Genomic DNA, 12329 nt, shown 5'->3' with positions numbered 1-12329 from the left:
GCTCCTTATCCTTCTTCGGCTAAAACACGGCCCGCCTTGTGGAACATCTTAGTGGTTTTTGCACTAGGTTCAGTATCAAGAAAGCTCACTAGCCAAATGACCGCGCTACTGACGATAAATCCGGGGATCATTTCATACACTATGCTAGTTAATGCTTTACCATCGGCAAGCACGGGGGCGTAAATCCAAAATAGTACTGTAAGTGCACCTGAAACGATTCCCGCAATGGCCGCTTTATGGGTTAGGTTCGCTTTATATAAGCTAAATAACACGAGTGGACCAAAGGCAGCGCCGAATCCTGCCCAAGCATTACTGACCAGCGAAAGAATACTGTTAGAGCGATCAAGCGCTAAAAGTGTTGCCACAATACCCACACCAGCCACGCCGTAACGGCCCATTTTCACCATGTCTTTTTCGCTTGACTCTTTTTTCGATACCACCTGATAAATATCTTCTGTCAGCGAACTCGATGACACCAATAACTGCGATGAAATCGTGCTCATAATCGCAGCAAGAATAGCCGCCAATAGGAAGCCACTGATCAGGGGATGGAATAATAATTCAGAGAACACAATAAAGATGGTTTCGGGATCGTTAAGTTTCATGCCAAATTTATTGGCATAAGCAATGCCGACCAGTCCCGTCGCCAGAGCACCAACAATGGTGACTGTCATCCAACTGATACCTATGCGTCTTGCCATTTTAATATCCGCCACTGAACGTATCGCCATAAAGCGCACGATAATATGTGGTTGGCCGAAATAACCTAACCCCCAGGATAGGCTTGATATAAGCCCTAGGAAGGTGACGTTTTGCATTGCATCGCTAAAATGCGGAATTGACTGATAGGCAAAGTTCATCATCCTATCGGCGCTGGTAAATTCTTGATAAGCAACTACAGGCACTAAGACTAAGGCAACAAACATAATGCAACCTTGCACAAAGTCGGTCAGGCTTACGGCTAAAAAGCCCCCAAGCAGAGTATAAGAAACCACTACGCTGAGTGTGACGACTAGGCCAATGTTATAATTTAGGCCGAAAGCTGATTCAAATAACTTACCTCCCGCAACTAATCCTGCGGAGGTGTATAAGGTAAAAAAGATCACTATGATCACTGCGGCGATAATACGGATACTACTGTTTGCATTACCAAAGCGTTTCGCAAAAAACTCAGGAATCGTAAGGGCATTATTTGCGACTTCAGTGTAAACCCGCAATTTAGGCGCCACCACCAAATAATTGATTAGAGCACCAATCAATAATCCGAGGGCGATGTAAATGGTTTCAAAACCCACTAGAAACATTGCACCCGGAAGACCCATAAGCATCCAGCCACTCATGTCCGATGCGCCAGCCGAGAGTGCAGTGACCTGCGGACTCACTTTACGGCCACCTAAAATATAGCCTGACACATCGCTGGTGGATTTACGGTAGGCAAATAAACCAATAGCGAGCATGGCAATAAAATAAATACCTAAGGACACGTAAGAGAGGGAATTCATCGATTATTTTCCTCCTAACGCTTTGTTATTTTGAATAAAGCTCGGTTTCAAAATGACAAAGAGATAGGTGCTTAAAATGGCGAATAAACACATAAACTGCATTAATTCCTTAAGGTGAGTGCGGGCCGAACCTATGGCCTGTGAGATGGGATTTTCATCCACTGTTTTTGTCGATGACATAATATTTCCTTGGTTTATTGGGATTAAAACAGATGGGGACAGCACTTTATTTTGTTAGTACTCTAACTATATTAAGGCATTTTGGGGTGAAAATTCAACTTAAAATGACTTTTTGCTGAGTATAGCGGTTGAGGGTTGCTTAATTTATGGTCTAAAAATAATTTGACCACTGATTAATTTTGGCTGATATTGAAATGTATAATTAAGCTTTGACCATCTGTACTCAGGTCAGGGGTATTGAAGCAAAAAACGGATTAGACTGAGTCTAATCCGTTGGTATGAAATCGATTACGTAAAGGCTCTTAAGTTTAAGGCACTAAGGTTTAAGGCTTAGCCGCGTTCCGAGTATTCCTTAGATTCCTTTGCCCTATGGCTTTTAGCGCATAGTACGGGCTTACTTACACGTGTTTGGTTAGGAAAAACTCTGCAAAGTCTTGCTACGTATGGGTGAGTGATGAAATTTAGACTTTTCCAGAAAAGTGGCAAAATACCGGCATTTTTGATGTCCTCCTTATAAATAGATAGAGTTTTTTCAGGACCTGAGAGGATTATCTTTGATGTGTAGTAAAAGATATTTATTCCCCAACTGTAACCTGTAGGAGAGTAATAAAGTCTCATACTAGACAAGCCTGTAACCCAGTTCTTACCGCTTCAGAGTTAACACTATCAGAAATAAAGATTCATACTGGCCGCAGCACTCCCCGATCCGAGCCACAACTGAGTATTAAAGCATCATACTAGCTGTAACTCAGATTGGTCGGATAGGCGACACCTGTTACCAAGTGCCGCCCTCCTAAGAACCGTACGTGCAACTTTCACTGCATACGGCTCAAGCCTCCACTAAGGCGTATTACGTTACCCAGCAATCTACATGGCAGTTAAAACAGGCTCAAACCATGAGTAACGACTTTCCTTTTTCAACCTCCTTTTCGCCAAGTAATCTTGGTATTGAGGATCAAATGGTGTCGCTTCGCTCCTGATTTTCACATGTCTTTTGATAGGCGTTTTAGCTATTTGAACCAAGTTGTAGTGGCAATCCATGTTGGCAATTTTCTGCCATCCATGAAACTGCCAACCACCAGTCCTGTTCATAAAGTATTTTCGCCTGACCCAGTCTTTTGATTTTGTCGGATGACGCCTGACTGACCATCGCCACAGCAACCAGAATATCTGGTGACTCAGATAACAAAAAGTACGCTTTGCCACGCAATGGCGATAATAATTCGCCCAGCCTTGCAGTTTGGGATTTAATAACTTTATAAGGTCATTAACTGGCAAAGTTGCATGCTGCTTAATGAGTTTGCGCAGATTGCCCACGAATGAAAGGACGTTGTCCTTGCTTGGTTTGATGAGCAGTTTTCCTTTATATTTCCTGAGATTAAAACCAAGGAAATGGAAACCATCATCAATGTGAGTGATCTGCGTTTTCTCTTCAGAAAGTGTCAATCCTCTTTCTTCCAAAAATTCAATAAGCCGTGGCTTTATTTCCTTAACGAGTACATCTTTCGATGTCGCAGTTATCACGAAGTCATCGGCATAACCAATGAAGTTGACTCTATCGCCTGTTTTGCTTGCGGATTCCTTAACAAGCTTTTCTAGGCCTGCAAGAGTAACCAGCATAAGCGTTGGAGATATGACTCCACCTTGTGGCGTACCTTCAGCTGTGCGGTAGAACACGCCCTTATCGATATAACCTGAGTTCAACCACTGCTTGAGCATTCGTTTATCTATCTGAATGTTTTGAATTAACCATTCATGCCCAATTTTGTCGAAGCACGCTTTAATATCGCCTTCCAAAACCCAGCACCCTGAGTGCTTAAAGCGCAAACATTTAAAGCATTGTGCAATCGCGTCAGCTGTGCTGCGATTAGGACGAAAACCGTAGCTGTTAGGATCTGCAACCGTTTCCGCAATCGGCGCCAAAGCAAGTAAATGTAACGCCTGTTGCGCCCTATCTACCATGCAGGGTATGCCGAGAGGCCTTAATTTACCGTTCTTTTTGGGGATATAAATGCGTCGAAGTGGTTTAGCTCGATAGCCTTTTCGACTCAGTTGTTCTACTGCGGTCATTCGACGAGCATCTGTGTTCCAGATAACACCATCGACACCAGGGGTTTTACTGCCTTTACTTAGATACACGCGCTTAACCGCAAGCAATTTGGCTGAGCGGGAGTGTGTTAGAATCCACTGTAACGCTTTGGCTTTACTGTGTTTTCCCTCTTTGACTGCTTTTGCAATGCGCATTTGAAGCTTTAAAACGTGCGCCTCAACGGACTTCCAATCTATGGATTGCCACTGGGTGCGGTTAGGAGAGGCACTAACTCCTAATGGAGTTATCATTTGCGTTTTCCCTTAATTAAGTTCTTCAAATCATCTTGCAACGGGAGACCAGCTGGAAGTGGGCTCACTTTCGTGCCAGACATAGTCTGTATCTGCATCATTACAATGCAGCCTTGGCTTTCTCCAGCCTCCTTTACCTGCATACCCATCGGTAATCTTCGCAGATTACTTTCCCCTGAGGGAGATATACAGGCTTCCCCTGTTCCGTATGTCGCGTAAAATATCAGGTTAGATGCCCACTCTAGTGCGGAGAGTACATCGATCACGAAAGAGCACTGTCCAACCTCTTTCCGACTCTCATTGCCGTTTTGGCCACAGCGTATTAACCACTTCCGCTGCTTCATCGTATAACGCACCTTACATGGATTCACATACGTTCATCATACTGATTCCCTAGCACTCACCCGATTTGTGGTTATCAGGAGGACCATCCTCTCACGATTCAGTTCCCGTCCAGCTTGATGCCAGAGCTTCGTTACATTGTCGGATTCGCTGCTTTATTCAGAATCCTAGGGTCATCTGGTGATACAGATGGTTCACTCTTGTCGTGGTGAACAACGCTTCATACGACCTCTGGTAGCACGGACATCTCCGAGTTAGATTTTTAGCTCGAATTAGTGAGTTTCGAATTAAAATTTCTATGGGTAACGCCTCTTTTGACTATAAACCAATCAACGCTCGATATAACTAGTCGCAATGGGCATAACAGGCGCATATATTGGAATGAATCAGTTCTCTGAAGATTTGATTCATCTTAAGGAAAAAACTGCCCCAGAATAGCCGCAAACGGGGCGCTAGGACGGGTTCTAGCGGTTGGCGTGAATCAGTGCTGACCTAGACTGATTCACGGGCACGATTTGTGGCTGAAAATAGCAATAAATGAGAGCATAACATTTCATATTTGGTGGCCAAATTCAGCGTGCCACAACACATTCACATTGAAAAATATGATATTTTTAGTCGTCTTTGTTTAAGGATTATTAATCCCATGGTTTGCTGATGTGAAGTAATATAAGCGCATCGTTACGTTGACCACCTAACGTCTGAATTAACCGACAGGCGCGGCTTTATTGCGCCAGTTCGTGTTGAATGATGGATTCGGTTACGAATTATTACTCATATTTCCGTACTCGAATTACCACGGTGTTGTTTTCTACCGTGGCCACGGAAATAACTCCATTTGCATGGAGTCGAATCCTTTCCGTGGCACCAATGCCTGGATAAGCCTCTGCACTTTGAAAATCACCAAACAAAGCCACCGATCTAACAAGAGGGTGTAGGGATTTTTCATTTTTATTTGCAAAGTCAAAAACAGCAGATGAATAAATGCAAATCGCCAATGATCCTGCGGCATGTCCGAAAAGTTTGGCTGATTCTTTTAAAGGGCGATGAAACGCGCCAATAATAAGACCAATAATGTATAAAATGAAAGTGAAAACACCGACGAGAATTGATACAACTATCGACCATGCAGGGATATAAAACAGAAAAGTAATGAAGCTAACCGACATTTCAAAATCTTGGGGTGGAAGACCTAATGCCGAGGCTACAACGTTTCTAGCAAGTATTGCAGAAAGCAAAATAACGAAAAGGTGAAGGATAACAATAAGCGTCCTGCCGACAGGGTGCTCCCAAACCTTTTTTACCGTTGGCCAGCACCAGATCGAAAAACCGATGGCAAATGCCAGCGACGTAAGGAATAGCAAACTCTGATGCATGCCTTTAAATGTAGGAAAGGCAATTACCACAAACATGAAGATAACGATAAAGATAAAGCCCACCAGATGAGCTTGATAGGCGGGTTGCATGTTGCTTATTCGTTGGAAAAAATTGCGCACGAGAGTTACCTAATATTTGTATGCAGCGCATGCGCACATATTTGGAAAACGCGCATGGATATTTAACATTAAGCCTTGCTAAATCAAAACTATTGATTGATAAATACTCTACCAAATTAGTGCTGTATAAACGAGCGCTAAGTCAGCGCACAGCACAATGGATGGAGTCTGCGCGTGAATCAGTCTAGCTAAGTCTGATTCACTGTAACGATGTTTGCAATCCCTCATGGTCAGGTCTTACTTTTGGGTACCCATTACTTTATGTATCTCAAATTATCAGATAACAAAGGGCTGATCTTCGAGCCGTGGCACACTTAGGGGCATAAACGTTTTAGAAAAGGCAGTGTATGAAGAGTCAATAAATAAAGACCAGAGAACGATGCTCTGGCCTATCAGTTTTTCTACAGTAAGAACGTGTGTAGGTGGGTTTTCTACATTAACCCCTCATAGTAACAAATTCCTCTGCCCCAGTTGGGTGGATAGCAACAACTGCATCAAAATCGGCTTTAGTTGCACCCATTTTGAGTGCTACACCGAAGCCTTGAAGAATTTCATCCATGCCAAAACCGATACCGTGAATACCGACGACTTTTTCATCCTTACCAGCGCAAACTAACTTCATTTTGCAGGCTTGGCGGTGGCTTGTAACTGCCGTATACATTGAGGTAAAGGTCGATGTATATACTTTGACGTTATCATCGCCGTATTGCGTACGCGCTTCGGGTTCAGTCAGGCCCATAGTACCGATTGGCGGGTGGCTGAAAACCACTGTTGGGATAAGACTGTAATCCATTTTGGCATCTGTCATACCGTTAAATAAACGCTCGGATAACAAACGCCCCGCTTTTACCGCAACAGGAGTCAACTCTACGCCGCCAGCCATAATATCGCCGACACAGTAAATTCCTTTGTGGGTGGTATTTTGCTGGGCGTCAGTGATGACGTAGCCTTTGGAATCTAATTGCACGTCGGTGTTTTCTAAGCCGATATTTGCAGTGGCTGGCGAGCGGCCAATCGCCCAAATGAGGCAATCTACTGTGATGCTTTCACCGTTTTCTAAACTTAATGTCAGGCTGTCATCGGCATTTTTAACGACGGCTTTTGGCACGCTATGGGTATGCAGTGTCGGACCGTCAGTTGCCATGGCATCGACGAGAGCATCGACCAATATAGGGTCAAAATTACGCAGCGGCGCATGTTTACGCACTAATAAGTGGGTTTCACTACCCAGAGCGTGTAAAACGCCAGCGACTTCAACAGCGATATAACCCGCACCAATTACGGCAACGCGTTTAGGTTGCTCACGTAGGGCAAAGAAACCATCGGAATCGATACCATATTCCGCGCCGGGAATATTTGGAATGGTCGGTGCGCCGCCAGTGGCGATAAGAATATGATCTGCAGTGTAATATTCACCGTTCACTTCAATGGTGTTGCCATCCACAAAGCGGCCATAGCCATTTAGTAAAGTGACTTTATTGTTCGCAAACCCACGGCCATAAGCATCGTGAATGCGACCGATATAAGCTTCGCGGTTATTAACGAGCGTGTTCCAGTCAAACTTGTTCACTGTAACGTCGAACCCGTAATCTTTAGCGTAGAGGTTCATCGCTTCTGCAATGTGGGCACCATACCACATGACTTTTTTAGGAACACAACCCACGTTGACACAAGTTCCGCCAACTTGCTTCGCTTCAATAAGTAGAACCTTTGCACCGCGCATTGCAGCACGATTTGCTGAGGCGATACCGCCACTACCTGCGCCGAGGCAAATATAGTCAAAATGTTGAGCCATGAGTTTCTCCGTCTTACTTCAAGGATGAGATGCTTTACAGCAGAAGATCATTGTAGGGTGGTTTGTGATTACAGACTAGTCTATTCACAAGGCTGAGGTATTTGCATAAAGCCCCTAAAGTGCATAAAAGTTAGCGTGTGATGGTTTCTCGGCGATATTGGCAACGTGAATAATCGTTTTGGTTAGGCCCTTCTGCTCCGCACTTGAGACACTGCCATTCCTTTTGGCGAGCGGATAGTTCATCAAGTTGATATTGTGCTGGTTTATTCTGTTTGCTACTGCTTAGTGCTTCGAGTTGTTGCATTCGCTTATCAAGCCAGCGACAGTTTGGATCATTAGCAACCTGTGCTCGGCTGGTGAGCTGTTGCTTGCGATTGAGCTTTTTACTTTTAGTTTTTTTTGACGGGGCGTTCGTTTGGCTTTTTTGCGTTTCAGCGAGCGAGACGGTTGGAGTTGAATACTCTAACGCACTTTGCCGTTGGTTCGGTATATGGATAGGTTGGCCATTATTATCGAGTAAGGTACCTAGCGGTAATTGTGGATTTTTGGGCGGTTGAGATAAAGTCTCTAAAGTTAGCTCTGGTTCACCTGTTTGGCGGGCTTGAACGGGATGGGTTACCACAAATAACATGGCTGAAGCTAAAAAAAATATTGAACGAATAATATCGAAATAATGCGCTAACATTCCCTGTTCCTCTGCTTCATCGTGATGATTGACACACGTCGCTCCGTCGACATGTTGAGTTTAGTTAGCAGATACTTTTTTGCCAAGGGATGGGCATCATATTGGGCGATATAGGTTGATAAGAACCTAAAATGTCATTGTCACATGGATACCAGCATAGGTTTGATCCTGTGAGCCAGTATCACCATTTTCCGCCATTTCTTGCTCAATATCGTTCTGGGCTATGCTGTGACTTATATGGCCACTTAGATTGATCTCGGATGTGATTTGATAGCTTGCTTCTAGGCCAAGTTGAAGATGGTTTCTTCCATTATGTTTTTCAGTTCTATATTTAAAATCAAAACCTTGAGTGATATATGGTGTGAGAGTGAATTGGTCAGTGATATTCCAATAACTGTGTAAACTCACTTCAACAAAAGAACCTTCAGCCTCCGTGGAGTAAACATAACTTACCGAAGGTATTAACCAAGGTGTCGCGGTATAGGCGAGTTCACCGAAAAGCTCATTATCTTGGCAAAGGTTGTCGCTAAACCCTTCAATTCGTTGATAACCCAAATTCGCTTCTAATTGCTCAACCACGTTGAGGGTATATTCAAAGCCAATATTCCACTCGGTATAGGTTTGGCTATCACCACGCCCCACTAAGGCGTAGGTCGTTAGATTATTATATTGGATTGAAGCATTTGCCCAATAAATGCCACCATGTTTTAAATTGTCACGCCCCTGTGAGATATATTTGCTATCCCACCCAAGGTCGAGTGTGAGCGCCAAAGGTGCAGCATCTTGATTGGGCTGTTGTTGACTTGAGATACTTTCCGTCTGGATTAGGCTTTCATTTGCCAATACCGTTTGGTTTAAGCAGAGCACCCCTAAAGTGCAAAGTATGTGAGAAAAGATCACCGTGGGTGTTGCCATATACCAGCCAGTTTAAGTTGTAGTTAGATGATAGGAGAGTTTTAACGCGTTTGAATTTGAGTGTTAATGAGAATGGATTAGGTTTGCGATCAAGTCGTCAAGTTCACTTAAGTAAATTAGATGTAAATATTAATTGAGAACTAGTTCACTTTTTTTATGTGTAATTACCGCTAGCGCCTTCGTCGAAGGAGGCAATCGATATTCTCGCCTTGATAAATAGGGTATTAGCCCTTATTTATACCCAAATAACCTCAAGATCCTGAAACTGGCATCTTGAAGATACCCTATACAGATTGTTGAGGAGTCAATATGAGCAACCCTTTGCTTAGCGGCGCAAAATTACCACTTTTTTCACAGATAAAACCGGAACATATTCAAGTCGCTGTTGAGCATGCTATTGCTCAGTGCCGCGCTAAGATTGATGAAGTGCTGCAGAATCAAGGTCCTTTTACGTGGGACAACTTGGTCGCACCATTAGAACAGGTTGACGATGAACTAAGCCAAATTTGGTCGCCCGTTTCTCATATGAATTCAGTGACTAGCACAGATGAGTGGCGTGCCGCCCATGATGCTTGTTTACCACTTTTATCGGAATACGGCACTTACGTTGGCCAACACCAAGGTTTGTATCAAGCCTATAAAGCACTGCGAGCCTCCAATGAATTTGCGCAATTGAGCCAAGCGCAGCAGATGGTGATAGAGCACAGCCTACGCGACTTTGAACTATCAGGCATTGGCTTAGATGACACGCAAAAGGTGCGTTACGGCGAAATTGTAAAACGTCTTTCTGAACTCACCAGTGGCTTTTCGAATCAATTACTGGATGCGACGCAAGCTTGGACTAAGTTGATCACAGATGAAGCCGAGCTTGCTGGTTTGCCTGAGTCTGCCAAAGCCGCCGCTAAAGCAATGGCGCAGGCACGTGAGCTAGAAGGTTGGTTATTCACCTTAGATTTCCCTTCTTATTTACCTGTCATGACTTACAGTGAAAATCGCAGTCTTCGGGAAGAATGCTATCGTGCGTTTGTCACTCGCGCTTCGGATCAAGGTCCCAATGCCGGCGAGTTTGATAACAGCCCGCTGATGGACGAAATTCTTGCTTTGCGCCACGAACTCGCATTGTTACTCGGTTTTGACAGTTTTGCTGACAAATCTCTGGCGACGAAAATGGCTGAAACGCCGGCGCAGGTGATGGCATTTTTAAATGAGTTAGCGCTGCGCTCAAAAGATCAAGCCAAGGCCGAATTAGCCGAGTTAAAAGCATTTGCCGAGGCCGAATATGGCGTGACTGAAATGGCCTCTTGGGACTTAAGCTTCTATGCCGAGAAGTTACAACAGCATAAGTATGAGATTTCACAGGAAATCCTGCGCCCATATTTCCCCGAGGATAAAGTGCTCTCGGGCTTGTTTTACACTGTATCGCGTTTGTTTGGCCTTAAGATTGTCGAGCAAAAAGATTTTGACCGTTGGCATAACGACGTGCGTTTCTTCGATATTTTCGACGAAACTGACGAACATAGAGGCAGTTTCTACCTCGATTTATATGCCCGCACGGGTAAGCGCGGCGGTGCTTGGATGGATGATTGCCGTGTGCGCCGTCAAACCGCCAATGGATTACAAAAGCCAGTGGCATATTTGACCTGTAACTTTAATGGTCCGGTCGATGGTAAACCTGCACTATTCACCCACGATGAAGTGACGACCCTGTTCCACGAATTTGGCCATGGTATCCACCATATGCTGACCAAAATCGATGTTGCAGGCGTGTCGGGTATCAATGGTGTGCCTTGGGATGCGGTCGAATTACCAAGTCAATTTATGGAGAACTGGTGCTGGCAGGAAGAAGCCCTAGCCGAAATTTCTGGTCACTTCGAAACGGGTGAACCATTACCTAAAGCCTTGTTAGATAAAATGCTCGCGGCGAAAAACTTCCAGTCTGGCATGATGATGCTGCGCCAACTCGAGTTCTCATTGTTCGATTTTAGAATGCACCACGAATACGACCCCGCTAAAGGCGCGCGTATTCAAGAAACCTTAGACGAAGTACGTCGTCAGGTGGCCGTATTAACACCACCGGACTTTAACCGTTTCCAACATGGTTTTGCCCATATTTTTGCGGGCGGTTATGCCGCAGGTTATTACAGCTATAAATGGGCTGAAGTATTATCAGCAGATGCGTTTTCCCGCTTCGAAGAGGAAGGTATTTTTAACCCTGAAACGGGTCGTCGCTTCCTGCACAATATCCTCGAAATGGGAGGTTCTGCCGAACCTATGGATTTGTTCAAACAGTTTATGGGGCGCGAACCGAATATCGATGCCCTGTTAAGACATTCAGGCATTGCTGCATAAGTAATTGTGAGTTTTGATAAATCAGCCCATTTTAATGGGATGATTATCTGAGGGTATTTAGCTTAATCGAACGATAAAAAGACGCCTTAGTGCGTCTTTTTTGTGATCTGATTCACGCTTGCCCTGTGGTATGACCTCTGTTAGCCTGTGGCTCTTATTTCAAGGGCGACTCGTTATGAATTTGTATTTTCGTTTGTTTTGGTTGTTATTTTGGCGTACGCGCCATTGTCGTAAGATCGATTTTCTAGGCACAAGTCGTATCACTTATCGTGCTTTACCGAGCGATTGTGACATCAATTTCCATCTGACTAACTCCCGCTATCCCGCATTTATGGATCTGGCGCGGACCTATATGCTCGCCGAGATGGGTCTACTGAAACGCTTCTTAAAGTTGAAGTGGATGCCGATAGTCAACGCCGCCGAATTTACCTATATTCGCGATATCAAGCCGCTAAAAACCTTTGAAATTGAAACCAAAGTTGTTGGTTGGGATGAAAAGTATTTTTATATCGAACAGCGCTTTGTGAGCGAACGTGGCCTGCATTGTATCGTGCATGTACGCGGCGTGTTTGTGTGCAAAGGTAAGCAGGTGCCGCTCGATGTATTAGTGAAAGAGGCGGGTTATACCGATCCTGCACCTGAGTTGCCGCCAGAAGTGGTGAAGTGGAAAGCGTTTTTGCAGTTAAAAAAAGAACGTAATATGTGATCCGATGGAGGCATGACTT

Annotated in this window: 9 protein-coding genes; 2 read left to right on the top strand and 7 right to left on the bottom strand. The window is 44.4% G+C overall.

What is annotated here, in order from left to right; genetic code table 11:
* Positions 1-5: 5 nt before the first annotated feature.
* The 7 genes from putP to JEZ96_RS19005 all read right to left on the bottom strand — a co-directional run bounded on the left by putP (position 6) and on the right by JEZ96_RS19005 (position 9255).
* Positions 6-1502: a sodium/proline symporter PutP gene (gene putP, locus JEZ96_RS19035; protein WP_011791220.1), complete on the bottom strand. Its 1497-nt coding sequence runs from the start codon at positions 1500-1502 to the stop codon at positions 6-8.
* A gap of 3 nt (positions 1503-1505) precedes the next feature.
* Complete coding sequence (locus JEZ96_RS19030) at positions 1506-1682, bottom strand: hypothetical protein (RefSeq protein WP_164838003.1); 177 nt, start codon at positions 1680-1682, stop codon at positions 1506-1508.
* An 867-nt stretch (positions 1683-2549) separates the two neighbouring features.
* The gene (gene ltrA, locus JEZ96_RS19025) at positions 2550-4022 is read right to left on the bottom strand and encodes a group II intron reverse transcriptase/maturase (protein ID WP_128090213.1); all 1473 of its coding nucleotides are present in this window, start codon (positions 4020-4022) and stop codon (positions 2550-2552) included.
* A gap of 1112 nt (positions 4023-5134) precedes the next feature.
* Complete coding sequence (locus JEZ96_RS19020; RefSeq protein WP_128090214.1) at positions 5135-5830, bottom strand: hypothetical protein; 696 nt, start codon at positions 5828-5830, stop codon at positions 5135-5137.
* A gap of 466 nt (positions 5831-6296) precedes the next feature.
* Positions 6297-7655: a glutathione-disulfide reductase gene (gene gorA, locus JEZ96_RS19015; protein ID WP_011791207.1), complete on the bottom strand. Its 1359-nt coding sequence runs from the start codon at positions 7653-7655 to the stop codon at positions 6297-6299.
* Positions 7656-7785: 130 nt separating this feature from the next.
* Positions 7786-8340 carry a hypothetical protein gene (locus JEZ96_RS19010; RefSeq protein ID WP_014611801.1) on the bottom strand — a complete coding sequence of 185 codons (555 nt, stop codon included), beginning with the start codon at positions 8338-8340 and terminating at the stop codon, positions 7786-7788.
* 126 nt (positions 8341-8466) lie between these two features.
* Positions 8467-9255: a hypothetical protein gene (locus JEZ96_RS19005; RefSeq protein ID WP_128090216.1), complete on the bottom strand. Its 789-nt coding sequence runs from the start codon at positions 9253-9255 to the stop codon at positions 8467-8469.
* Between the two features lie 309 nt (positions 9256-9564).
* Between JEZ96_RS19005 and prlC the strand changes: the two genes are divergently transcribed.
* On the top strand, positions 9565-11604 hold the full coding sequence (gene prlC / locus JEZ96_RS19000) for an oligopeptidase A (RefSeq protein WP_025007957.1): 2040 nt from the start codon (positions 9565-9567) through the stop codon (positions 11602-11604).
* A gap of 175 nt (positions 11605-11779) precedes the next feature.
* The gene (locus JEZ96_RS18995) at positions 11780-12310 is read left to right on the top strand and encodes a thioesterase family protein (protein WP_011791203.1); all 531 of its coding nucleotides are present in this window, start codon (positions 11780-11782) and stop codon (positions 12308-12310) included.
* Positions 12311-12329 lie beyond the last annotated feature (19 nt).

Source organism: Shewanella putrefaciens (assembly GCF_016406325.1).
Lineage (GTDB): Bacteria > Pseudomonadota > Gammaproteobacteria > Enterobacterales > Shewanellaceae > Shewanella > Shewanella putrefaciens.
Note: the sequence above shows the minus strand (reverse complement) of the source record. Positions and strands in the feature narration are given on the sequence as shown.